The sequence below is a fragment of the Pseudonocardia halophobica genome, from assembly GCF_050948485.1.
Lineage (GTDB): Bacteria > Actinomycetota > Actinomycetes > Mycobacteriales > Pseudonocardiaceae > Pseudonocardia > Pseudonocardia halophobica.
Genome location: NZ_CP192046.1, coordinates 3,682,848 through 3,705,042 on the forward strand (window position 1 = coordinate 3,682,848; position 22,195 = coordinate 3,705,042).

The following is a 22,195-nucleotide window of genomic DNA, read 5'->3' on the forward strand; positions in this document are numbered from 1 at the left end:
GCGTGCCGGGGCCCGGGATCCACCCCGGACCCGGCAGGATGGCGTCCGTGATGGATCCGAGCGGCGAGCACTTCACGATCGCGTCCGGCGAGGCGCGGGCGGCGGTGAACGAGGTCGGGGCGGGCCTGCGCTCCTTCTCCGTGGCCGGCGTCGACTACACCGAGCCCCAGCCCGAGGGCGTCCGCCCGCCGCGCGGGTCGGGGTCGCTGCTGGCGCCCTGGCCCAACCGGGTCGCCGGCGGCCGCTGGACCTGGCAGGGGAAGGCACAGCAGCTCGCCCTCACCGAGCCCGACGCCGGCAACGCCATCCACGGCCTGCTGCGGTACGCGTTCTGGCGCCCCACGGACCGCACCGACGCGGCGATCACCCTCGAGGCCGTCGCGCCGCCGCAGAACGGCTGGCCGCAGCCGGTCCGCGTCGCGGTCACCTACGCCGTCGACGAGCAGGGCCTCACCGTCACCACCACCGCCACCAACCTCGGGTCGGACGCCGTCCCGTTCGGCCTGGGCTTCCACCCCTACCTGCGCGTCGGCGACACCCCGACGGACGACTGCACCCTCACCCTCGCCGCCCGCGCCGCGCTGCCGCTCGCCGACCAGCTGCCCAGCGGCCCGCTCGAGCCGCTCGCCGCCGACGCGCCGCTGCGCGCGGGTGCGCCCCTCAAGGGCGTCGAGCTGGACTCCGCCTTCGGCGACTGTGCGCCTGCGGACGGCGACGACCTCGTCCGGCACCGCCTCGTCGCGCCGGACGGACGGGGCGCCGAGCTGTGGGCCGAGCAGGTGTTCCGCTGGGTGCAGGTCTTCACCCCGCCGGACATGCCCGGGCACGGCCGCGGCGTCGCCGTCGAGCCGATGACCTGCCCGCCCGACGCGCTGAACTCCGGCACCGACCTCGCCGTGCTCGCCCCCGGCGAGGAGTGGACGGCCCGCTGGGGGATCCGGCCGGTCACGGCCTGAGCGGCTAGGGTCGGTCCGGGTCGCCGACGACGCGGACGAGGGGGCACGGATGCACACTCTGGCCGGGGGCAGGTTGCCGGAGATCGACGGGGTGGACGTCCCGGGCTACGACCGGTCCGCGGTCACCGTGGGCATCGTCCACTTCGGCGTCGGCGGGTTCCACCGCGCTCACCAGGCGATGTACGTCGACTCCCTGATGAACCAGGGCGAGGCGCTCGACTGGGGCATCTGCGGGGTCGGCGTGCTGCCGGGGGACCGGCGCATGCAGGAGGTGCTCACCGGGCAGGAGGGCCTGTACACGCTCGTCGTCAAGCAGCCGGACGGCTCGCTCGCCCCGCGCGTGATCGGCTCGATCGTCGAGTACCTGTTCGCGCCGGACTCGCCGGAGGCCGTGGTCGAGAAGATGGCCGCGGAGAGCACCCGGATCGTCTCACTCACGATCACCGAGGGCGGCTACAACATCGACCAGGTCACCGGCGAGTTCGCCGAGGACACCCCGGAGATCCGCGCCGACCTGCAGCCGGGCGCCGAGCCCACCACGGTGTTCGGCCTGGTCACCGAGGCGCTGGCCCGCCGCCGGGAGCGCGGGCTGCCCGCCTTCACGATCATGAGCTGCGACAACATCCAGGGCAACGGCGACACCGCCGCCCGCACCTTCGCCGCGTTCGCCCGGCTGAAGGACCCGGAGCTCGGCGACTGGGTCGAGACGAACGTCGGCTTCCCCAACTCCATGGTCGACCGGATCACCCCGGCCACCAGCGCGGAGGACACGAAGCGCCTCGAGGACGAGTTCGGCCTGACGGACGGCTGGCCGGTCGTCTGCGAGCCGTTCACGCAGTGGGTGCTCGAGGACCACTTCTCGGCGGGCCGCCCGCCGTTCGAGGACGTCGGGGTGCAGCTCGTCGAGGACGTCGTGCCCTACGAGCTGATGAAGCTGCGCCTGCTCAACGCCAGCCACCAGGCGCTGGGCTACTTCGGCTTCCTCTCCGGCTACACCTACGTGCACGAGGTCGCCGGCGACCCGCTGTTCGCGCGGTTCCTGCGCGCCTACATGGACCGCGAGGGCACGCCGACGCTGTCCGAGGTGCCCGGCGTGGATCTCGACGCCTACAAGACCACCCTGATCGAGCGCTTCGCCAACCCCGGGGTCGCCGACACCCTGGCGCGGATCAACTTCGGCAGCTCGGACCGCATCTCGCTCTGGGTGCTCCCGGTGATCCGCCACCAGCTGGAGAACGGCGGGGAGATCGAGCGCGCGACCGCGGTCGTGGCCAGCTGGGCGCGCTACGCCGAGGGCGTCGACGAGAAGGGCTCGCCGATCGACGTCCAGGACCGGCTCGCCGACACCCTGGTCCCGCTGGCCCGCACCCAGCGTGAGAACCCGGAGGCGTTCATCCGCAACACCGCGGTGTTCGGCGACCTCGCGGACGACGAGCGCTTCCGCGAGGCCTACCTGTGGGCCCTCGACTCCCTGCACCGCGACGGCGCCCGCGCCACGGTGGAGAAGCTCGTCGAGCGCTAGTGCTCCTGGTGCGCCAGCAGCGCGGCCCCGATGATCCCGGCGTCGTTGAGCAGCTGGGCCGGGACCATCGGCGTGCGCGTCTCCACGTAGGGCTGCCAGCGGGAGAACTTCTTGCTCACCCCGCCGCCGACCACGATGAGGTCCGGCCAGAGCAGGTTCTCCACGTGCTGGAAGTAGCGGGTCAGCCGCCCGCCCCACTCCTCCCAGGAGAGGTCCTCGCGCTCCCGGGCGGAGTCGGCGGCCCGCTTCTCGGCGTCGTGCCCGTCGATCTCCAGGTGCCCGAGCTCGGTGTTGGGGAACAGGTGCCCGCCCAGGACCAGCGCCGACCCGATACCCGTACCCAGGGTGGAGACGAGCACGGCGCCGCGGTGTCCCTTCGCGGCCCCGTACTCGACCTCGGCGATCCCGGCGGCGTCGGCGTCGTTGACCACGAGCGCCTTGCGGCCGGTCTTCGCCCGCATCAGGCCCTGGGCGTCGCAGCCGATCCAGGAGGGGTCGACGTTGGCCGCGGTCTGCGTGATCCCGTGCTGGACCACGGCCGGGAACGTGCAGCCGAAGGGCCCGTCCCACTCGAAGTGGTCGAGGATCTGCCCGACGACCTCGGCGACCGCCTCGGGGGTCGAGGGCTGCGGGGTCGGGATCCGCAGCCGCTCGTCGGCGAACTTGCCCTTGTCGAGGTCGACCGGCGCGCCCTTGATCCCCGACCCGCCGATGTCGATGCCCAAGCCGTGGTGGTGGCCGTGGTGCCTCTTCTTCGTCATCCGCCCAGCGCTCCCCTCACGACCTGCTGCGCCTCCTCCTGGATCCGGGCCAGGTGCTCGGAACCCCGGAAGCTCTCCGCGTAGACCTTGTAGACGTCCTCGGTTCCGGAGGGACGGGCGGCGAACCACCCGTTCTCCGTCACGACCTTGAGCCCGCCGAGCGGCTCGCCGTTGCCGGGCGCGGTGGTGAGCCGCGCCGTGATCGGCTCGCCCGCCAGCTCCGTCGCGGAGACGTCGTCGGCGGACAGCTTGCCCAGCTTGGCCTTGTCCTCCCGGGAGCAGGCCACGTCGGTGCGGGCGTAGGCGGGGTCGCCGAACCGGGAGGTCAGCTCGGCGTAGCGCTGCGACGGCGTCTGCCCGGTCACCGCCGTGATCTCGCTGGCCAGGAGGCACATGATGATGCCGTCCTTGTCGGTCGACCACGGGCGGCCGTCCGTCCGCAGGAACGACGCCCCGGCGCTCTCCTCGCCGCCGAAGGCGATGCTGCCGTCCTGCAGGCCCGGCACGAACCACTTGAACCCGACGGGCACCTCGAGCAGCTCCCGGCCGAGGTCCGCGGCCACCCGGTCGATCATGGACGAGCTCACCGCCGTCTTCCCGACGGCCGCGCCGCCGGGCCAGCCGGACCGGTGCGCGTAGAGGTAGCCGATGGCGACGGCGAGGTAGTGGTTCGGGTTCATCAGCCCCGCGTCGCGGGTGACGATGCCGTGCCGGTCGGAGTCGGCGTCGTTGCCGGTGGCGATGGTGAACTCGTCCTTGCGGCCGACCAGGGACGCCATCGCGTACGGCGACGAGCAGTCCATCCGGATCTTGCCGTCCCAGTCCAGCGTCATGAACCCGAAGGCCGGGTCGACGTCCGGGTTCACCACCGTGAGGTCCAGCTTGTAGCGGTCGGCGATCGCGCCCCAGTAGTGCACCGCGGCGCCCCCGAGCGGATCGGCCGCCAGCACCACGCCCGCGCTCCGGATCGCGTCGAGGTCGACGACGGACTCCAGGTCGCTCACGTAGGCGTCGAGGAAGTCGTAGGTCCCGCGCTCGGCCCGGTCGAGGGGCACCCGCTGCACACCCTGCAGCTTCGCCTCGAGCAGCTCGTTGGCGCGGCCGGCGATCCAGCCCGTGGCCGCGGTGCCGGCCGGGCCGCCGTCCGGCGGGTTGTACTTGAAGCCGCCGTCCGCGGGCGGGTTGTGCGACGGCGTGACCACGACCCCGTCGGCCAGCCCGTTGTGCCGGCCCTCGTTGTAGGTCAGGATCGCGTGCGAGACGGCCGGGGTCGGCGTCCAGCCGTCGCGGGAGTCGACGAGCACCTGCACCCCGTTGGCCGCGAACACCTCGACCGCGGTCACCCAGGCCGGGTCGGACAACGCGTGCGTGTCCTTGCCGAGGAACAGCGGCCCGTCCGTGCCCTGCTGCGCCCGGTACTCGCAGATCGCCTGGCTGGTCGCCGCGATGTGGTCGTCGTTGAACGTGGCCGAGAAGGCCGACCCGCGGTGCCCTGAGGTGCCGAACGCGACCCGCTGCTCCGCGACCGACGGGTCGGGGTGCCGGTCGGCGTACGCGGCCAGCAGGGCCGGCACGTCGACGAGGTCCTCGGGGCGGGCCCGGGTGCCGGCCCGCGGGTGGATGGCCATGTCGTCCTCCGCTTCCGTGCGGCGCCGGGCGGTGACCGGCGCGGGTGCCGCCTGTAGCCTGCCGCATCCGCGCCGCCCGGTCATCCGGACGCGTCCGCAGGATGACTCTGCGCCCGGGCCGCCGGGGTTACCCTCCGCCGCATGCGGATCGCCTCCCTGCTGCCCGCGGCCACGGAGATCGTCGGGGCGCTGGGCCTCGGCGGCGCGCTCGTGGCCCGCACCTTCGAGTGCGGCGTCCCGCCCGGCGCCCCCGAGCGCGTGCCGGTGGTGGTCGACACCGCGATCCCGCCGGGGCTGGAGCCGAAGGAGATCGACACCTGGGTCGCCGACCGCGCCGCGGCCGGGCTGCCGATGTACGAGCTCGACCGCGCCGCGCTCGCGGCCGCCCGCCCTGACCTGATCCTCACCCAGGACCTCTGCCGGGTCTGCGCGTTGCCGTCCGGGTCGGTCGAGGAGGCGCTGGCGGAGATCGGCACCGATGCCGCCGTGGTGTCCGTCGACCCGCACACGCTCGACGAGGTGCTGGCGGCGATCCTCGCGGTCGCCCGCGCCGCGGACGCCGCCGAGGCGGGGGAACGCCTGGTCGGCGACCTGCGGAGGCGGCTGGCGGCCGTCGCGGAGGCCGTCGCAGGCCGCCCGGTCCCGCGGGTCCTGATGCTGGAGTGGACCGACCCGCCGTACGTCCCGGGCCACTGGGTCCCCGACCTCGTCCGGCGGGCCGGTGGGGAGCCGCTCGCCGCGATCGCGGGCGGCCGGAGCGTGGCCGCGCCGTGGGCCGAGCTCGCGGCGCTGGAGCCGGGCGTCGCCGTCGTCGCCCCGTGCGGGTTCGGGCTCGCCGAGGCCGAACGCCAGGCCGGGGCGGTCGCCGCGCGGCTCCCCGGGGTCCCGCTCGTCGCGATCGACTCGGCCGCGTACGTGGTGCAGGCCGGGCCCGGGATCGTCGACGGCGTGGAGGCGCTGGCCTGGGCGCTGCATCCCGACGCCGTGCCCGCGCCGCCGCCCGGGCGGATCAGCCGGCGCTGACGACGTCCGCCCCGGTGAGCCGGATCAATCCGGCGAAGCGGGCGGTCCGTTGTGCGGAAGGTCCGGGGCGACCCGACGATGCCGGGGGAGGTGAGGGTCGATGACGACCTCGGCGGGCACGACGGTGGCGGCGATCCACGCCCGGCTGGACCGGCTGCCGGTGACCCGGCGGCACCGGTTCGCACTGGTGGCGGTCGGGATCGGGATCTTCTTCGATCTCTACGAGGTGTTCCTCGCGGGCACGCTCGCGACCGTCCTGGGCAAGGAGTTCGGGGTCGCCGGCACCGCGCAGAAGCTGGTGCTCGCCTCGGTGTTCGTCGGCGCCTTCGTCGGCGCGATCACGCTGACCCGGCTCGCCGACCGCGTGGGTCGCCGCCGCGCCTTCTTCCTCACCCTCGGCATCTACTCGGTGTTCTCGGTGCTGGGCGCCTTCAGCCCGAACGTCGAGATGCTGATCGTGTGCCGGTTCCTCGCCGGCATCGGGATCGGGGCGGAGCTGCCGCTGTGCGACGCCTACCTCTCCGACCTGCTGCCCGCGCGCGTCCGGGGCCGGATGATCGCCTGGGCGTACACGGTCGGCTTCTGCGGCGTGCCGGTGGCGGGCCTGCTCGCCCGCGTGATCGCCCCGCACAGCTTCCTCGGGCTCGAGGGCTGGCGCTGGATGTTCGTGATCGGCGGGCTCGGCGCCCTGCTGTGCTGGCTGATGCGCCGCGGGCTGCCCGAGTCGCCGCGCTGGCTGGCGTCGATGGGCCGCAACGAGGAGGCCGACGCCGCGGTCCGCGTCTTCGAGGACGCGGCGCGGGCCGAGGGCGGCACTCTCGAGGAGCCGGAGCCCGGCCCGGAGATCGCTCCGGCGAAGCGCGAGCCGGTCCGCGCGCTGTTCCGCAAGCCCTGGCGACGGCGCACCGTGATGCTGTGGATCTTCCAGCTCTTCCAGACGTTCGGCTACTACGGCTTCGGCACGCTCGTCCCGCTGGTACTGGCGGCCAAGGGCTACGACGTCGTCCAGGGGCTGACCTTCACCGCGCTCAGCTTCCTCGGCTACCCGATCGGCTCGGCGCTCTCGATCCCGCTGATGGAGCGGGTGCAGCGCAAGACGCTGATCGTCGGCGCCGCGATCGGGATGATCGTCCTCGGGCTCGGCTTCGGGTACGCGGCGAACCCGGTGCTGATCGTCGTGCTCGGGTTCGCCTACACCGTCGTCAGCAACCTGTTCTCGAACGGCTTCCACGTCTACTCGGGCGAGCTCTTCCCCACGACGCTGCGCGCCACCGGCGCCGGCAGTGCCTACTCGCTGTCCCGGCTGGCCACCGCAGTGATGCCGTTCGTGCTGGTCCCGCTGCTCGACTCGGCGGGCCCCACGGCCGTGTTCGTCGCGATCGCGGTGGCGATGGTGATCGTGGCCGTCGACGTGGCCGTGCTCGGCCCGCGCACCACGGGCCGGAGCCTGGCCGACCTCACCTAGAGCCGCCGGCCTCCACCTGACCCCCACCCCAGCGGCGGCCCACGAGCCGGGCCAGGAACGGCGCGACCAGCAGCATGAAGATCACCCGGAGCACCTGGACGGCCACGACGAAGGTCACGTCCCCGCCCGACGAGATCGCGGTGGCCAGCACGGCGTAGATGCCACCGGGGGTGGTGGCCAGGTAGCCGTCGAGCCGGGTCGCGCCCGTCGCGGCGGACAGGACGAGGCCGAGCCCCGCGCAGGCGGCGACGATCACGAGGATCAGGGCCGTGGCCAGCGGGAGGATCCGCAGGACCGTGCGCAGCGCGGGGCGGGTGAAGCGCAGCCCGGCCTGCCAGCCGATCACGGCGTAGGCGAGGTCCACGAGCAGTGTGGGCGGCGAGGCGTCGAAGGTCAGGCCGGTGAGGCTGAGCGCCAGGGCGATCACCATCGGCCCCAGCAGGGCGCCCGCGGGCACGTGCAGACGGTTGGCCACCGGCACCCCGACCAGCGCGCACACCGCGACGAGCGCGACGCCGAGGTACCAGGGCCCGGTGGTCGGCCCCGTGCCGCCGACGCCGACGTGCCCGGCGCCGAACACCGCCGTCGCCACGATCGGCATGGTCGCCGTGACCATCCCCACGCGCAGGTACTGGATCACCGAGACGATCCGCTCGTCGCCGCCCAGCTCGCGGGTCACGGCCACGAGGCCCGAGGCGCCGCCCGCGGTCAGCGCGAGCATCCCGGTCAGCGGTGAGACGCCGCGCTGGACACCCAGCAGCAGGCCGGCGGCCATGCTCACCGCGAGCGTCCCCAGGCTGACCAGCAGGACGGGCAACCAGCTGGCGGCCACCGCGGACAGCGTCTCCGGTCGTGCGAGCACCCCGATGACCACACCGATCACCGCCTGGGCGGCCGACGTCGCGGGGCGGGCGACGCGGGCCGGCCCGATCCCGATCAGGGCGAGGACCGTGGCCACGGCGAGGCCGGCGAAGAGCGCGGGGGAGGGGACGCCGAAGCCCTGCAACAGGACGGTCAGGACGACCGTGAGCGCGACCAGCAACGCCCACCGGCCCCACGGGGGGAAGGACCGGGCCCCGCGTGCGCTCCCGGCCCGCTCCTCCGTCACGCATCGACCCTGTCACGGCGCAACGAGCCGTCGCGCGAGGGGGGAGCCGAGTGGCAGAGTGATCTCCGATGCATGCCACGGACAGTGAGGACCAGGCAGTGCCGGTCGAGCAGACGGTGGAACCGGGCATCCCCGCGGACGACACCCCGCTCGGGCGGGAGCTCGCCCGGATGACCGCACCCGGAGCGGAGTACGCCCTCCGGGAGGAGGTCGTCGGCGGCGTCCTGATGCGGGTCTACGCCCGCGGCCCGCACACGCTCGCCGAGATGATCGCCGACACCGCCGCCTTCGGCGACCGGCCCTACTGGGTCTACGCCGACGAGCATCTCGACTACGCCACCCACCTGCGTCTCGTGCACGGCCTCGCCGCCGTCCTGCTCGGCGAGTACGGCCTGAAGCCGGGCGACCGGGTCGCGATCGCGATGCGCAACTACCCCGAGTGGGGCGTCGTGTTCTGGGCGGCGCAGCTCGCCGGGCTCGTCGCCGTCCCGCTCAACGCCTGGTGGACCGGGCCGGAGCTGGTCTGGGCGGTCGGCGACTCGGGGGCCCGGATCGTCGTCGCCGACGGCGAGCGGACCGCCCTGCTGACCGGGCACGGCGGGATCGGGAGCGACGTGCCGCTGGTCCGGGTGCGCGGCGAGGGCCCGTTCGCGGGGCGCGAGTGGCCCGACCTGATGGAGTCGCTGGACCCGGCCGCCGGCCCGCCGCCGGTGGCGGTCCGGCCGGACGACCCGTCCACGATCCTCTACACCTCGGGCACCACCGGGCGTCCCAAGGGCGCGGTGCACACCCACCGCAACCACGTGACCAACGCGCTGAACGTGCTGCTCACGGCCAGGGCCAACGCGGCCGCGTCGCCGAGGTCGAGCCGGCCGGCGCCGCCGCAGACCGGCACTCTGCTGACCTACCCGCTCTTCCACATCGCCGGGCTCAACGGCCTGTACGGGCAGGTGATCATCGGGGGCAAGGTCGCCACGATGTACCGCTGGGACCGCGAGGAGGCGCGGCGGCTGGTGCGCGAGGAGCGGTTGACCGGCGGTGCCGGCGTCCCCACCACGATGCGCGAGCTCGCCGAGATCGCCATCGCGCACCCGGACGAGCTGTCCTCGTTGTCGCGCATCGGGATGGGCGGGGCGCCGATCCCCGGCGAGCTGGTCCAGCGCATCGCCACCGAGCTCGGCCCGATGTCCGCCAACGGGTACGGGCTCACCGAGACCACCTCGGCGGTCTGCGCCAACATCGGCGCGGACTACGTGGCGCACCCGGACAGCGTCGGGCGGCCGGCGCCCGGGGCCGACGTCCGGATCGTCGACCCGGAGACGCTCGACGACGTACCGGAGGGCGAGATCGGCGAGCTCTGGTTCCGCGGGCCCAACATCGTCGGCGGGTACTGGCGGAACGAGGAGGCGACCGCCGCGGCGTTCGTCGACGGCTGGTTCCGCACCGGCGACCTCGGGTTCGTGCGTGCGGGCTGGGTGTACGTCGTCGACCGGCTCAAGGACGTGGTGCTGCGCGGCGGGGAGAACGTCTACAGCGCCCAGGTCGAGGCCGCCCTGCACGAGGTGCCGTGGGTCGACGAGGTGGCGATCTTCGGGGTCCCGCACCCGACGCTGGGGGAGGAGGTGGCCGCCGCCGTCCGCACCACACCCGGGTCCCCGCACGACGACGCCGCCGCCGACGCCCTCCGCGCCCACGTGACCGCACGGGTCGCCGGCTTCGCCGCCCCGGCCCACGTGTTCTGGTGGACCGAGCCCCTGCCCCGCACCGCCACCGGCAAGCTGCTGAAACGGGAGCTGCGGGAGCGGTCGGGCTGAGCCGGCGTCCACGTCCAGGGCGTGCTCACGTCCTCGCACCCAACTTGTCGCGAACGAGCGGGACGTTTGTGCAAGGGCAAGGGTGAATGCGAATACGGAGGCGTCAGGGCGACCGTCGAGGACGTAGAGGCGCAGCTCGGCGATTCGTTACGAGGCACTTTCTCCATTCAGGCGGCATCCCCGCCACCATGCCCATGAAGGCCTGGGCTAGCCCGCAGCCGAGGTGTAACCTCGCTCAGCGCTCTGGGTCGAGGCCTCTCGTCCACGGGGGACTGACGTCAGTGCGCTCGTCATCTCCTGCATCTCCGACATCCCGAACATGCGCAACTCCGAATGAGGGGGCCCGGATGAGTAACGGATTACACACGTTCGGCTTCGGCATGCCCTGGGAGGAGGCGTACGGCTTCTCGCAGGCTATTCGGAGCGGATCCACGCTGTACATCTCTGGTCAGCTGTCCCACGACATGGATGCCAATTTCGTGGGTGAAGGAGACTTCGAGCTCCAGGTGCGGACGACGTTCGCCAACATCGACCGGGTGCTTGAGGCCCATAGTGCGCACAAGGACCAGATCGTCGAGACGATGGTCTATGTGAAGAACCTGCGGGAGCACTTCGAGGACATCGCTCGGCTGCACCACGAGTACTTCGGGAACCATCGTCCGACGAGCACGCTCCTGGGCGTGGTCGACCTCGCCCTACCCCCTCAGTTGGTCGAGATCTCTGCCGTCGCCATCCTGGGGAGTGCCTGATAGGGGTGAAACCACTTCCTCGCCGAGGGCCGGCCGACGTGTCCCCGGTCGAGGGCTCGCCGGCCGGCGAAGGCGACAGCGCCTGACGCCTGCCTGGCGCGACGGGGCCCTGTCCTGCCCGACGCGGCGGAGGGGGCACCGTTTCGCATCCCCGGGGGTTGGCGGCCGGTAGACCGATCGAGGACCAGCTCGGACGGGCCGGCGAGCGCGTTCCTGCCCGCAGGCGCGCCCCTGTCGCTACCCCTGGTCGTCCTCGAGGTCGGCGAGGCGTTCCTCGGCACGGGTGAGGGCGGTCGCGGTGTCGCGGGCGGTGCGGCTCGCCTCCCGCTCTGCCTGGGCGGCGTCCTTGACGGCGGCCGCGGCGGCGGTGCGGGCCTCCCGCGCCCGCTCCAGCTCGGCGGTGAGCTCCTCGACGCGGGCGGTGGCGTCGTCGCGCGCGGACTCGGCGTCGCGGAGGGCCGCGGCGGCGTCCTCCTGGGCGTCGGCGGCGGCGTCGGCCGCGCGGCGGGCCTCGTCGACGGCCTCCCGTGCCTCGGCGCGTTCCCGTTCCCGCTGCTCGCGCTCCTTCCGCTCGCGGCGCTCCCGCTCGGCGCGCTCCGCGGCGTCGACACCGGCATCCACATCGGCGTCGGTGTCCTCCGCCGGACCCTCGCGGGCGGGCCGCCGCGCCGGACGCGTGGCGGGCCGGCGACGCCGGGCACCCTCCCCGTCCCGCTCGCGGGGCTTCCGCGGGCCGGTGCCGACCGTGGTCTCGCCGCCGAACCCGAAACCCGACCAGCTCACCGTCCGGGTCAGCCGCCCCGACCGCACCTCGTCGGCGACGTCCTCGTCCGCCAGGGCCGCCTCGAGGATGCCGCGCAGGTCCTTCTCGACCGATTCGGTGACCCGGTGCCCGTCCTCGGCGGCCAGCCGCCGCGCCTCGCGGGCCATCGCCCCGACCAGTTTGGAGCGCTGCGCGGAGAGGTGGCGCAGCTGGGCGCCGTCGAGCGTCCGCTGCGCGGAGGAGAGCTCCTCGGCCAGATCGAGCAGGGCGTCGAGCTGCTCGCCGCGCTCGCGGGCGAGCAGATTGGCCAGCCAGGCCGCCTGCGTGGGTCGCCGGAACCTCCCGATCGACTTGGCCGCCTCCTTGTCCCCGACCGCTTTGGCCTCGGCGACCAGCTCGTCCCGCACGGGGACGAAGTCGTCCGGGGCCACGCCGTACAGCTCGTCGGCAGCGGCCTCGACCCGGTCGTCGGTGTCCATGGGCTCGGTGGACCCGTCGTCGGAGGTCTCCGCGGGGCGTCCGGCGGAGCCCTCGTCGGCGTCCGGAGCAGAGCGGTTCATGCTCACTCGATTCAGTGTGGCATCGGTCACAGATCCATCCGGTACTCACGGATTGTGACAGGTCCTCAGTGGGCACCCGGTGTCCATGAGCAGCACCGCAGTCATCGTAGTGATCGTCGTGGTGGTGATCGCGCTGCTGGCGCTCGCCGCGTTCGCGTGGTCGATGAACGGGCGCCGCAGGAGCCGACGCCTGAAGGAGCGCTTCGGCCCCGAGTACGACCGCCACCTGTCGGAGACGAACGACCCGGCCGAGACCGAGCGGGTCCTGGCGGAGCGCGAGAAGCGCCACCGCGGGCTGAGCCTGCGCACCCTCGACGACCGTGAGCGGGAGACGTTCGAGCGCCGCTGGACGGCGGTCCAGGCGGAGTTCGTCGACGACCCGGACCACGCCGTGGACCGTGCCGACGCGCTGGTGGACGAGCTGATGTCCGCCCGCGGCTACCCGGTCGACGACTTCGAGCAGCGGGCGGCGGACGTCTCCGTCGAGCACCCCGTGGTGGTGCAGCGCTACCGCGAGGCGCGCCGGATCGCCCAGGCGAACCGGGAGCACCGCGCCGACACCGAGGAGCTGCGCGGCGCTGTGACCTCCTACCGCGAGCTGGTCCAGGCCCTGCTGGGCGGCGACCGGCACCACGACGGGCAGCACGACGGCCGGCACGGCGGCGACCCCGCCGGCCCTGACGACACCCGCCGGAAGGAGACGAGCGCATGAGCGAGCACGTGGGCCACGAGCGACGCCCCGACGAGACACGAGGTGAGCGGCTGATGGACAAGCTCGACCCCCGCACCGCCGACGGCAGCGGGCACGCCGACGACCGTCACGACGACCGCAGCTTCCTCGACAAGGTGCTGGGCCGAGAACCCGGTGAGCACGGTGAGCACGGACACGAGGGACGGGGCGCCGCCCAGGAGGACCGCAGCGGCGTGGGCACCCGTGAGCGCGGCTACGACACCGGCGAGGGCGCACCGACGCCCCGCGGGCACGACGAGCACCTGCCGCAGGACCGCGGCCGCGGTGACCTGGGCCCGGGCGACGACCCCGACGACGGCCTCCGCGGCCGGGACGCGGGGGGCACCGGGGGCATCGGGGACACTGCGGGCACCGGGCACCGCGACGTCCGCAGCGACGAGGGCGCACGCACCGTCGACCTGCGCAGCGGCGCCACCGACGCGACCTCCGACGCCACCACCGACACCCCGCGCGACACCGGTGACCGGGCCCGCGACATGGGCGGCGACACGGGCGACCTGCGCCACGATCCGGGCCGGGACACGGGCGGCATGCGCGGCGACGCCCGCGGCGGCCACGACACCGCCGTGCACGGCTCCGGCGTCCCGGACGAGCGGATGCCGGGCGACGAGGGCGGCGGCGGCCTGCGCGAGGCCGGCCGGCACGAGGGCCGCCACGACTCACACGGCGAGGGCGGCCGGTCCCGCGCGGAGTCCATGGGCGCGCCCACCCAGGAGACCGACTCCTCCGGTCACGCGACCCTGGTCCCGCAGGACCGCTCCGCCGAGTACCTGCGCCGCTGGGAGACGCTGAAGGCCGGGTTCGTCGACGAGCCCCGCGGCGCCGTCCGCGACGCCAACGCCCTGGTCGGCGAGGTGCTCGACGAGCTGGAGGCGCTGTTCAAGCGGCAGCGCAGCGAGCTGGAGCGCGACCTGAACAACGAGTCCGCCTCCACCGAGGACCTCCGGCTGGCCCTGGGCCGCTACCGGAGCTTCTTCGACCGCCTGCTCACCATCTGACGGGCGCCGCACCACCACACGGGAGGGGCCGCGGATCCACGGATCCGCGGCCCCTCCCGTGTGTTCCGGGACGTCAGACGGTCAGCGCGAACGCCGCGTCGGGCTCGACCACCTGGAAGGTGAAACTCTCCTCGATGTAGAGGCTCACCGAGTCCGCGTCGTGGTGGGAGTAGCCGATGGCGAGGTCCTGCCCGACGTCGAGGGCGAAGTCCCCGCCCCGCTCGCTCACCAGCACTGCGCCGTCGACCCCGGCCGCCCAGATCACCGAGCCGCCCAGGATCCGCTTGAGGTGGTCGAAGAGCAGGTACCCGCCGTGCTCCGTGGTCTCGACGATCTTCGTGTACAGGTCCGGCCCGACCGCGAACGCGTACGGCCCGCCGATGCCGTTGCGGCGCAACGTGTCCACCGCGCGGGCCACCACGCCCGGCCAGCGGAGGCAGTCCTCGCCCAGGGGTAGCGGGTCGTGCGGCGCGACCTGGGCGATGCCCTCGACGAGCGCGGCCGGCCAGCCGTGGAACACCGCGCGGTTCTCGATCTCGGCCGCCACCCGCGCCGCCCGGTCGAGGTCCTCGAACTCGGGGTCGGGAGCACCGCGCTGGATGTCGTCGATCTCCGCGCGCGAGACCGTGAACGGCACGCGCACCTCGGCGAGCGGGAGGACGCGGCGGACGCGGGCGCTCACCCCGGCGCCGCCCTCGACACCCGGCGGCGGCCCGGCCAGCCCGGTCGTCCGGCCCAGGCTGCGCGCCGAGTGCTGCCAGCCGCCGCTGCCGACGAAGTCGACCAGCTTGCGCGCGGCGAGCAGCGGGGTGAGCCGCTCGCGGGCCTCGTCGTCGATCGCCTTCCAGGCCTCGGTGGGGATGGGCGCGTTCGCCCTGAGCAGGTGGTCGGAGGGTGCGGTCACGGGTGCTCCTTGCGTGGTGGGGAGGACGTCGGGGAACGGCGTGGTGGGCCGCTGTCGACGGGGTCAGCGGCCGCGGAGCCCGCCGATGCCGAGCGAGACGTCGCCGGAGAAGTCCGACGGCGGGTGGATCTCCCGCTCGATGGTCTCCACGTACTCCTCGGGGTCCTTGTCGGTGATCTCGATGCCGCGCCCGCCCGGGTGCCGCTCCTTGAACTCGGTGAACTGCCGGCCGAGGGACTCGCGCAGCCCGGACGGGGCGTTGAGCCGGAAGTCGGGGAGGCCCTCGTTCTCCTCCTCGCCCATGTGCTCGTCGTTGGCCTCGCGGGCGCTGTCGACGCCGGCCCACCAGCCCGCGCTGCCGACCGGGTTGCGGTCCGCCTCGCGCACGCCGTCGCGGATCTCGTTGTGGTCGCCGATGGCGTCGAGCGTCTCCTCCTCCGGGTCGTTCTCGCCCTTCCGGAGCAGCTGCGGGTAGAAGATCCGCTCCTCGGCCTCCGCGTGGACGTCGAGCAGGTCGGCGAGCGGGCGCCAGACCGCCCGGAGCGCGGTCGGCTCGGCGCCCTCGGCGCGCAGGTCGTCGAGCTCGGCGAACCGGCGACGGAACCACTCGTGGTCGTCGAGGATGAGCTGAGTGATGTCGGGCACGGCCGGACCGTACTGCCGAACGGCCCGGCCGCGCCCGCCCTGCTGCCCGTCCGGGTCTCGGCTCAGCCGGTGTTCTCGTGCGTCGCGGTGAGGGTCGCGCGCGCGATCGCGTGGCTGAACAGGTTGAACCCGAGGAACGCCGGGGTGGCGCCGTCGGGCAGGCCGAGGCTCTCCACGTCGACCGCGTGCACCACGAAGATGTAGCGGTGCGGGCCGTGCCCGGGCGGCGGGGCGGCACCGACGAAGCGCTTCATCCCCGCGTCGTTGGCCAGCACCACGGCGCCCTCGGGCAGCGACGACGAGTTCTCGTCGCCCGCGCCCGCGGGCAGCTCGGTGACCGAGGCCGGGATGTCGGCGACGGCCCAGTGCCAGAAGCCCGACGCCGTGGGCGCGTCCGGGTCGTAGCACGTCACCGCGAACGACCTCGTCCCCTCGGGGAAGCCGCTCCACGACAGGTGCGGCGAACGGTCCTCGCCGCCCGCGCCCAGGAGGCCCGACAGGTGCGGCGTGTCGAGGGTGCCGCCGTGGGTGACGTCGTCGCTGGTCAGCTCGAACGTGGGGAGGTCGGGCAGGTCGCTGTAGGGGTCGTGGCTCATGGCCACCGATCATGGCACCGATCGGGCTGGGAAGCTTCCCCGGTGGAGAACCTGCTGCTCATCGTGGGCCTGATGCTCGGCGCGGTGCTGCTGGTGGGGGTCGGGGACCGGCTGCGGCTCCCGTGGCCCGCGCTGATGGTGGTGCTCGGCGCCCTCGTCGCGCTGACGCCCGGCCTGCCGGACTCCTTCGAGCTGGACCCGGACCTGATCCTGCCGCTGTTCCTGCCGCCGCTGCTGTTCGCGACGGCGCAGCGCACCTCCTGGTCGCTGTTCCGGGCCCGCTGGCGGTCCATCGCGCTGCTCGCGATCGCGCTGGTCGTGGTCACGATCGGGGTGGTGAGCGGGCTGGCGGTGCTGCTCGTCCCGGGGATCACGCTCACCGCCGCGGTGGCCCTCGGCGCGATGGTCGCGCCGCCGGACCCGGTGGCCGTGGAGGCCGTGGCCGGGCCCGTGCGGATCCCGCGCCGGCTGCTCGCGGTGCTGCAGAGCGAGGGCCTGTTCAACGACGCCACCGCGCTCGTCGTGTTCCAGGCGGCGGTGCTGGCCACGGTGCAGGGCGACGAGCTGTCGCTCGGCGGCCTGGCGCTGTCCTTCCTGCTCGGCGCGGCCGCGGCCGTGCTCATCGGGCTGGTCGTCGCGTGGCTGGCGCGGATGGTCCTGGCCCGGGTCACCGACACGATCGGGCGCAGCGCGCTGACGCTGGTGCTGCCGTTCGCCGTCTACCTCGCCGCGGAGGAGGCGCACGCGTCGGGCGTGGTGGCCGTGGTGGTGGTCGCGCTGCAGCTGCGCCGGCTCGGCGACGCCGACGAGGCCGCCGAGCGCCTGGTCCAGCGCTCGTTCTGGGACGTCGTCGAGCTGCTGGTCACCGGCGTCGCCTTCGGCCTGATCGGGCTGGACCTGCGGGGGGTGGTCGAGGAGGCGGGCACGGACCTGCCGCGGATGGTGGGCCACGCCGCGCTGGTCTGCCTCGTGGTGGTCGGGGTCCGGGTGCTGTGGATGACGGTCGCCTGGCTGACCGTCCGCCGCTCCGCCGACGCCTCCGCCGCACCCCGCACCGGCCGGGAGGCCGTGGTGCTGGCCTGGTGCGGCATGCGCGGGCTGGCGACCCTGGCCCTGGCGCTCTCGCTGCCCACCGTCATGGCGTCGGGAGCACCGTTCCCGGCCCGCGCCGAGATCACGCTGATCGCCGTCGGGGTGCTCCTGGTGACCCTCCTCCTGCCGGGGTTCACCCTGCCCACGCTGGTCAAGGCCCTGGGCGTCGCCGAGCGGGCGGACGCCGAGGAGCGCGCCGAGAAGATCGTGACGCGGCGGGCGCAGCGGGCCGCGCTGAACCGGATGGCCGCGCGGATCGGCGAGGCCGACCGGTCCGAACAGCTGCCGGAGGAGGTCGAGGCCGCGATCCGGCAGCGCATGAGCCGGCTCGACGCCGTGCTCTCCGGCGAGTCGCTCTCCGAGGACGAGCGCCAGCGGCTCCGCGCGATCCGCGACCGCCGGGACGTGCTGCAGTTCATCGAGGCCGACGCCCTGTCCGCCGCCCGCGCCGAGGTGCTCGCGGCGCGCCGCGAGCCGGGGATCGACCCGGAGGCGGCCGACCGCGTGCTGCGCAGGCTCGACCTCCGGACCGTCCTCCTGGACTGACGCGCCGGACCGCGGCTACTGCGGTCCGTAGACGACCACGGTGTTGCCCCACGGGTCCCGGGCGACGGCCCGGACCTCGTGCGGGCCCTGCTCGGGCTCCCGGACCACGGACCCGCCGCCCTGCACGAGGGCGGCGATCGCCGCCGCGACGTCCGGGACCTTGAACGACGCCGCCGGCACTCCGCCGGTGACGTCCTCGGCCGGGCCGGCCAGGGCCAGCGTCGTGCCACCGGCGTCGAGCGCGGCGTAGCGGTCGCCGTCGACGAACTTCGTGGCCAGGCCGAAGGTGTCGGCGTAGAAGCGCACGGCGGCGTCGACGTCGGCCACCGGGTGCAGGACGTTGCCGATCTTCACCGGCGTCTTCGCGGGATCACTCACCGGACGACCGTAGCCCGTCAGGTGATCGTGATGCCGCCGTCGATCGCGATCGTCTGCCCGGTGACGTACCCGCCGGCCGCGCTCGCGAGGAACACCAGCGCGGCGGCCAGCTCCTCCGGGTCGCCCTTCCGACCCAGCGGGACCCGCTCCATCATCGAGTCCAGGTAGCCGGGCTGGTACTGGTCGGTCATCTCCGACTCGAAGAAGCCCGGGGCCAGCGCGTTGACCCGGATGCCCTTGCGCCCGCCCCACTGCTGGGCGAGGTCGCGGGTGAGCCCGATCAGGCCGGCCTTGCTGGCCGCGTAGGCCGCCTGCGGCAGGTTCGCGGTGGTGATGCCGAGGATGCTGGAGATGTTCACGATGCTGCTGCCCGGCTGCATGACCCGCCCGCAGGCCTGCGCCATCCAGTAGCAGCCGTTCAGGTTCACGTCGATGACCTGCGTGAACTCCTCGACGCTCTCCCGGGTCGCGGGCACGGCGGTGCCGATGCCGGCGTTGTTGACCAGGACGTCGACCCGGCCGAGCTCCGCCATCGCGGTGTCGACCAGGTTCTGGCAGTCCGGCTGCCGGGCGACGTCCGTGGTCACCGCCACCGCCCGGCGGTCGAGCTCCTCGACCATCTTCCGCGTGCCGTCGAGGCGGTCGGCCCGGCGCGCGCCCAGCACGACGTCGGCACCCGCCTCCGCCAGCGCCTTCGCGAACGCGACGCCGAGCCCCGACGACGCGCCCGTCACGATGGCCACCTTGCCCTCGAGCGAGAACCGCTGCAGTACCGTCATGCGCCGGACCTTAATGCAGTCGCACCAAGTCAGAAACGAACGGAGACGTGGCGCGGGCGACAGCGGCTTGCGCCGTGCGGGGAGCCCGGTGCGAGGATCGGAACGAAACGATCGGTCGTTCGCGACCGGTGCGTAGCGCAGTCGAGCGAAGTCGAAGGAGACCGAACATGGCGGAGTCCCAGCAGCGCGTCGCGATCGTCACGGGAGCGGCCCGGGGGATCGGTGCGGCCACCGCACAGCGCCTGGCGCAGGACGGCTTCAAGGTGGCGGTGATCGACCTCGAGGAGGCGGCCGCGAAGACCACCGTCGACGCCATCGTCTCCGCGGGCGGCACGGCGATCGCCGTCGGCGCCGACGTGTCCGACGCCGCGGCCGTCGAGGCCGCCGTGGCGCGGGTCGCCGAGGAGCTCGGCGCGCCGACCGTGCTGATCAACAACGCCGGCATCACCCGGGACAACCTGCTGTTCAAGATGTCCGAGACCGACTGGGACTCGGTGATGGGCGTGCACCTCAAGGGCTCGTTCCTCATGGCCAAGGCCGTGCAGAAGCACATGGTCGACGCCGGCTGGGGCCGCATCGTCAACCTGTCGTCGACCTCGGCGCTGGGCAACCGCGGCCAGGCCAACTACTCCACCGCGAAGGCCGGCCTGCAGGGCTTCACCAAGACCCTCGCGATCGAGCTGGGCAAGTTCAGCGTCACGGTCAACTGCATCGCCCCCGGGTTCATCGCCAGCGAGATGACCAAGGCCACCGCCGAGCGCCTCGGCGTGGACTGGGAGGAGTTCAAGGCGGCCCGCGCCAAGGAGATCCCGGTGCAGCGCCCCGGCGCGGTCGAGGACATCGCGCAGACCGTGTCGTTCTTCGTCGACGAGCGCTCGAGCTTCGTCTCCGGCCAGGTCATCTACGTCGCCGGCGGCCCGAAGGCCTGACGTGACGGCCGATCTCACGGTGGCGCCGGTCCTGCTGACGGCGCCCCTCGGCCCGGACCGCCTGGTCGGGATGGGCCCGATCGAGGTCGACGACTCGGGCCTGGTCCGCGCGAGCATGCCCACCGCCCCGTGGATGGTCGGCCCCGACGGCCGGCCCTCCGCCGGGGCGCTGGGCGTGCTGCTCGACGCCGTGCTGGGGCAGGCGATGCTCCTGCCCCGGCCGGTCGACGGGTGGGCGGTCACCACGGAGCTGGCCGCCGACCTCGTCGCGCCCGTCCCGCTCGACGGGTCCCCCGTGACCGTCGAGGCGCGGGCGGTCGCGGCCGACGCCGAGGGCTCGCTCTCGCAGGGCCGGATCCTGGCCGCGGACGGCACGCTGCTCGGCGTCGCGACCGAGTGGGGGAAGTTCACGCTCGGGGTGCCGGACGTCGACGCCGCGGTGCCGGAGGTGCAGGTGCCGCCGGTGGGCTCGGTCGTCGGGCTGCTGGGTGCGGAGATGTCCGGCGACCCGGTGGTGCTGTCGGTGCCGGGCGTGGCGGCGCTGGCCAACGAGCTGGACACCATCCACGGCGGGATCATGCTGACCGCCTCGGAGGTGGCCGCGGCGGCCGCGCTGCCCGGCCCGCCGGGCCGGCCGCTGGTCACGGGCTCGATGCGGATCTGCTACCTGAGGCCCTCGCCGGTCGCGGGCACCACGCAGTTCCGCACCCGGGTGGTGCACGCGGGCCGCTCCTTCGGGGTGGTCGAGGTGGAGGCGTGGGGGCCCACCGGCAAGCTGGCCACCACGGCGACCGTCACCCGCCGGGTTCGCTGAGTCCCCCTGATCGCACCGCTCCCGCCTGCGGCCGCCCGGAAAGGGCGGCCGCAGGCGGGGATCACGGGGTGGGGGCGTTGCGGAGCCCGATCGCGTAGGGGGCCAACGGCTCCTGCCCGGCGACCGGCACCTCCTCGTCGGAGACGTTGACGACCAGCGCGGACCCGTCGGTGGCCCGGAAGGCGATCAACGGCGAGTCCTGCGCGGTGCCGAGCTCCACGTTGCCCTGCGCGAGCCGGGGGACCAGCCACTCCCACGCCTGCGTGAGCGGGGTGGGCTGCCCGCCGGCCGCTTCGGTGGCGTCCGTCCAGAGCGCGGAGTACGGCAGGGAGCTGCCCTGCGGGCCCCACAGCAGCGCCACCGACACCCCGGACCGGGCGAACGCGGCCACGGAGGCGAGCGTCGAGGCCGCGCTGGCCTGGCCGTCCGCGGCGCCGGTCTGTCCCTCGGGCACCTCGGAGTAGAACTCGGTCCACCAGATCGGCACCGTGGTCTTGCTGCGCAGGAACCGGGTGACGTCGGAGAACTTCGCGGCGGCGTCGTCGAGGCGGCCGCTGATCGTGCCGCCGCGCTGCGCCGTCCCGCCGTCGACGGCCAGGAAGTCGGCGCCGACCTTGTTCGTGTCCCAGTACTCGAGCACGTCGAGGATCCGCCGGTCGATCGCGCCCCAGCTGCCCTTGAGGGTGTCCGAGGCGTTCGGGTCGTCCGTCGGCAGGCTGATCATGACCGGGTAGGGGCCGCCGACCTGCACGTCCGGGCGCACCGCCTTCACCGCGGTGTACACGGCGTTGTAGAGCGCGGTGTAGCCCTCGTAGTCCCACCGGTTCTTCGTCATGTCGAAGAAGCCCTTGAGCTCGTTCCACACCACGACCCGCTCGATCTGCGGGTAGCGCTGCACCGTCTGCGCGACCAGGTCGGCGTAGGCCTGGAAGTCCTGCGGCAGCGGGGCGACCTCGAGCCGCGTCCAGTCGGTCTGCCCGGCGACGCCGCCCTTCATCCAGTCCGGCGCGCAGCAGGCGGTGAGGACCGTGCGGGCGCCGGTGCGCTTCACCAGGTCCATGCGCTCGTCCAGCGTCGCCCAGTCGAACTGCCCGGGCGCGGGCTCGGGGCTGAGCGTGCCGAAGCCCATCAGGTGCACGTTCTGCCACACCGCGGAGTCCTTCAGGATCGCCTCGCCGCGCGCGTTGGACTCGGCCGGGTCGTGGTCGTCGAGGCTGTCCTGGGTGTGCGTCACCCCGAGGTCGAGCGGGGCGCCCTGGGGCGCCCAGTCCCAGCTCTCCCCGAGGTCGAGCCCCGCGGCGGACCGGTCGGTGGTCGCGCCGGTCGCGGGCGGGGTGGTGGACGAGCAGCCGGCCAGGGCGAGCAGGCCGGCCGCGAGGGCGGCGAGGACGGGAAGGGTTCGGCGGGAACGCAC

Annotated in this window: 21 protein-coding genes; 11 read left to right on the top strand and 10 right to left on the bottom strand. The window is 73.9% G+C overall.

Annotated elements, in window-relative coordinates:
• Nucleotides 1-50: 50 nt before the first annotated feature.
• Nucleotides 51-956 carry an aldose 1-epimerase family protein gene (locus ACQP04_RS17685; RefSeq protein WP_433508385.1) on the top strand — a complete coding sequence of 302 codons (906 nt, stop codon included), beginning with the start codon at nucleotides 51-53 and terminating at the stop codon, nucleotides 954-956.
• A gap of 49 nt (nucleotides 957-1,005) precedes the next feature.
• On the top strand, nucleotides 1,006-2,478 hold the full coding sequence (locus ACQP04_RS17690) for a mannitol dehydrogenase family protein (protein ID WP_433508127.1): 1,473 nt from the start codon (nucleotides 1,006-1,008) through the stop codon (nucleotides 2,476-2,478).
• On the opposite strand, the gene ppgK is transcribed toward ACQP04_RS17690, so the two are convergent.
• Together ppgK and pgm are read right to left on the bottom strand one after the other, a co-directional pair.
• The gene (gene ppgK / locus ACQP04_RS17695) at nucleotides 2,475-3,239 is read right to left on the bottom strand and encodes a polyphosphate--glucose phosphotransferase (RefSeq protein ID WP_433508128.1); all 765 of its coding nucleotides are present in this window, start codon (nucleotides 3,237-3,239) and stop codon (nucleotides 2,475-2,477) included. The two genes, ACQP04_RS17690 and ppgK, sit on opposite strands and share 4 nt — an antisense overlap.
• Complete coding sequence (pgm, locus tag ACQP04_RS17700) at nucleotides 3,236-4,867, bottom strand: phosphoglucomutase (alpha-D-glucose-1,6-bisphosphate-dependent) (RefSeq protein ID WP_433508129.1); 1,632 nt, start codon at nucleotides 4,865-4,867, stop codon at nucleotides 3,236-3,238. The genes ppgK and pgm overlap by 4 nt, the downstream gene beginning before the upstream one ends.
• Nucleotides 4,868-5,008: 141 nt before the next feature.
• On the opposite strand from pgm, the gene ACQP04_RS17705 reads away from it, so the two are divergent.
• The gene (locus tag ACQP04_RS17705) at nucleotides 5,009-5,890 is read left to right on the top strand and encodes an ABC transporter substrate-binding protein (protein WP_433508130.1); all 882 of its coding nucleotides are present in this window, start codon (nucleotides 5,009-5,011) and stop codon (nucleotides 5,888-5,890) included.
• 100 nt (nucleotides 5,891-5,990) lie between these two features.
• Complete coding sequence (locus ACQP04_RS17710; protein ID WP_433508131.1) at nucleotides 5,991-7,355, top strand: MFS transporter; 1,365 nt, start codon at nucleotides 5,991-5,993, stop codon at nucleotides 7,353-7,355.
• Here ACQP04_RS17710 and ACQP04_RS17715 read toward each other — a convergent pair.
• On the bottom strand, nucleotides 7,348-8,463 hold the full coding sequence (locus tag ACQP04_RS17715; protein WP_433508132.1) for an AbrB family transcriptional regulator: 1,116 nt from the start codon (nucleotides 8,461-8,463) through the stop codon (nucleotides 7,348-7,350). The genes ACQP04_RS17710 and ACQP04_RS17715 overlap by 8 nt on opposite strands.
• Before the next feature lie 98 nt (nucleotides 8,464-8,561).
• Between ACQP04_RS17715 and ACQP04_RS17720 the strand changes: the two genes are divergently transcribed.
• Together ACQP04_RS17720 and ACQP04_RS17725 are read left to right on the top strand one after the other, a co-directional pair.
• Nucleotides 8,562-10,277 carry a class I adenylate-forming enzyme family protein gene (locus ACQP04_RS17720; protein ID WP_433508133.1) on the top strand — a complete coding sequence of 572 codons (1,716 nt, stop codon included), beginning with the start codon at nucleotides 8,562-8,564 and terminating at the stop codon, nucleotides 10,275-10,277.
• 380 nt (nucleotides 10,278-10,657) lie between these two features.
• On the top strand, nucleotides 10,658-11,026 hold the full coding sequence (locus ACQP04_RS17725; protein ID WP_433508134.1) for a RidA family protein: 369 nt from the start codon (nucleotides 10,658-10,660) through the stop codon (nucleotides 11,024-11,026).
• 237 nt (nucleotides 11,027-11,263) lie between these two features.
• On the opposite strand, the gene ACQP04_RS17730 is transcribed toward ACQP04_RS17725, so the two are convergent.
• Nucleotides 11,264-12,349, bottom strand: coding sequence for a hypothetical protein (locus tag ACQP04_RS17730; RefSeq protein ID WP_433508135.1), 1,086 nt, complete (start codon nucleotides 12,347-12,349; stop codon nucleotides 11,264-11,266).
• Nucleotides 12,350-12,434: 85 nt separating this feature from the next.
• Between ACQP04_RS17730 and ACQP04_RS17735 the strand changes: the two genes are divergently transcribed.
• Both ACQP04_RS17735 and ACQP04_RS17740 read left to right on the top strand, forming a co-directional pair.
• Nucleotides 12,435-13,061 carry a hypothetical protein gene (locus tag ACQP04_RS17735; RefSeq protein WP_433508136.1) on the top strand — a complete coding sequence of 209 codons (627 nt, stop codon included), beginning with the start codon at nucleotides 12,435-12,437 and terminating at the stop codon, nucleotides 13,059-13,061.
• Nucleotides 13,058-14,098, top strand: a complete 1,041-nt coding sequence (locus ACQP04_RS17740; protein WP_433508137.1) for a hypothetical protein — start codon at nucleotides 13,058-13,060, stop codon at nucleotides 14,096-14,098. Before ACQP04_RS17735 ends, ACQP04_RS17740 begins: the two co-directional genes overlap by 4 nt.
• Nucleotides 14,099-14,171: 73 nt before the next feature.
• On the opposite strand, the gene ACQP04_RS17745 is transcribed toward ACQP04_RS17740, so the two are convergent.
• The 3 genes from ACQP04_RS17745 to ACQP04_RS17755 form a co-directional block, all read right to left on the bottom strand.
• On the bottom strand, nucleotides 14,172-15,002 hold the full coding sequence (locus ACQP04_RS17745; RefSeq protein WP_433508138.1) for a family 1 encapsulin nanocompartment shell protein: 831 nt from the start codon (nucleotides 15,000-15,002) through the stop codon (nucleotides 14,172-14,174).
• A gap of 63 nt (nucleotides 15,003-15,065) precedes the next feature.
• Nucleotides 15,066-15,647: a hemerythrin domain-containing protein gene (locus ACQP04_RS17750; RefSeq protein ID WP_433508139.1), complete on the bottom strand. Its 582-nt coding sequence runs from the start codon at nucleotides 15,645-15,647 to the stop codon at nucleotides 15,066-15,068.
• A gap of 62 nt (nucleotides 15,648-15,709) precedes the next feature.
• Nucleotides 15,710-16,243 carry a YbhB/YbcL family Raf kinase inhibitor-like protein gene (locus tag ACQP04_RS17755; RefSeq protein WP_433508140.1) on the bottom strand — a complete coding sequence of 178 codons (534 nt, stop codon included), beginning with the start codon at nucleotides 16,241-16,243 and terminating at the stop codon, nucleotides 15,710-15,712.
• Between the two features lie 42 nt (nucleotides 16,244-16,285).
• Here ACQP04_RS17755 and ACQP04_RS17760 point away from each other — a divergent pair, with 42 nt between their 5' ends.
• The gene (locus ACQP04_RS17760) at nucleotides 16,286-17,881 is read left to right on the top strand and encodes a Na+/H+ antiporter (RefSeq protein WP_433508141.1); all 1,596 of its coding nucleotides are present in this window, start codon (nucleotides 16,286-16,288) and stop codon (nucleotides 17,879-17,881) included.
• A gap of 15 nt (nucleotides 17,882-17,896) precedes the next feature.
• Here ACQP04_RS17760 and ACQP04_RS17765 read toward each other — a convergent pair whose 3' ends face one another.
• Together ACQP04_RS17765 and ACQP04_RS17770 are read right to left on the bottom strand one after the other, a co-directional pair.
• On the bottom strand, nucleotides 17,897-18,259 hold the full coding sequence (locus tag ACQP04_RS17765) for a VOC family protein (RefSeq protein ID WP_433508142.1): 363 nt from the start codon (nucleotides 18,257-18,259) through the stop codon (nucleotides 17,897-17,899).
• A 17-nt stretch (nucleotides 18,260-18,276) separates the two neighbouring features.
• Entirely contained in the window at nucleotides 18,277-19,038 is a 762-nt protein-coding gene (locus ACQP04_RS17770) for an SDR family NAD(P)-dependent oxidoreductase (protein ID WP_433508143.1), read from the bottom strand.
• Between the two features lie 167 nt (nucleotides 19,039-19,205).
• Between ACQP04_RS17770 and fabG the strand changes: the two genes are divergently transcribed.
• Nucleotides 19,206-19,967, top strand: coding sequence for a 3-oxoacyl-ACP reductase FabG (gene fabG, locus ACQP04_RS17775; protein WP_433508144.1), 762 nt, complete (start codon nucleotides 19,206-19,208; stop codon nucleotides 19,965-19,967).
• A gap of 1 nt (nucleotide 19,968) precedes the next feature.
• A complete protein-coding gene (locus ACQP04_RS17780) occupies nucleotides 19,969-20,781 on the top strand; it encodes a PaaI family thioesterase (protein WP_433508145.1) in 813 nt (270 codons plus the stop codon).
• Nucleotides 20,782-20,842: 61 nt separating this feature from the next.
• Here ACQP04_RS17780 and ACQP04_RS17785 read toward each other — a convergent pair whose 3' ends face one another.
• Nucleotides 20,843-22,195, bottom strand: a complete 1,353-nt coding sequence (locus ACQP04_RS17785) for a GH39 family glycosyl hydrolase (RefSeq protein WP_433508146.1) — start codon at nucleotides 22,193-22,195, stop codon at nucleotides 20,843-20,845.

Bases quoted from the DNA above. Each gene is read 5' to 3' on its own strand.
- ACQP04_RS17685 (WP_433508385.1), top strand. From the start codon at position 51: ATGGATCCGAGCGGCGAGCACTTCACGATCGCGTCCGGCGAGGCGCGG.
- ACQP04_RS17690 (WP_433508127.1), top strand. From the start codon at position 1,006: ATGCACACTCTGGCCGGGGGCAGGTTGCCGGAGATCGACGGGGTGGAC.
- ppgK (WP_433508128.1), bottom strand. From the start codon at position 3,239: ATGACGAAGAAGAGGCACCACGGCCACCACCACGGCTTGGGCATCGAC.
- pgm (WP_433508129.1), bottom strand. From the start codon at position 4,867: ATGGCCATCCACCCGCGGGCCGGCACCCGGGCCCGCCCCGAGGACCTC.
- ACQP04_RS17705 (WP_433508130.1), top strand. From the start codon at position 5,009: ATGCGGATCGCCTCCCTGCTGCCCGCGGCCACGGAGATCGTCGGGGCG.
- ACQP04_RS17710 (WP_433508131.1), top strand. From the start codon at position 5,991: ATGACGACCTCGGCGGGCACGACGGTGGCGGCGATCCACGCCCGGCTG.
- ACQP04_RS17725 (WP_433508134.1), top strand. From the start codon at position 10,658: ATGCCCTGGGAGGAGGCGTACGGCTTCTCGCAGGCTATTCGGAGCGGA.
- ACQP04_RS17730 (WP_433508135.1), bottom strand. From the start codon at position 12,349: ATGAACCGCTCTGCTCCGGACGCCGACGAGGGCTCCGCCGGACGCCCC.
- ACQP04_RS17735 (WP_433508136.1), top strand. From the start codon at position 12,435: ATGAGCAGCACCGCAGTCATCGTAGTGATCGTCGTGGTGGTGATCGCG.
- ACQP04_RS17740 (WP_433508137.1), top strand. From the start codon at position 13,058: ATGAGCGAGCACGTGGGCCACGAGCGACGCCCCGACGAGACACGAGGT.
- ACQP04_RS17755 (WP_433508140.1), bottom strand. From the start codon at position 16,243: ATGAGCCACGACCCCTACAGCGACCTGCCCGACCTCCCCACGTTCGAG.
- ACQP04_RS17770 (WP_433508143.1), bottom strand. From the start codon at position 19,038: ATGACGGTACTGCAGCGGTTCTCGCTCGAGGGCAAGGTGGCCATCGTG.
- fabG (WP_433508144.1), top strand. From the start codon at position 19,206: ATGGCGGAGTCCCAGCAGCGCGTCGCGATCGTCACGGGAGCGGCCCGG.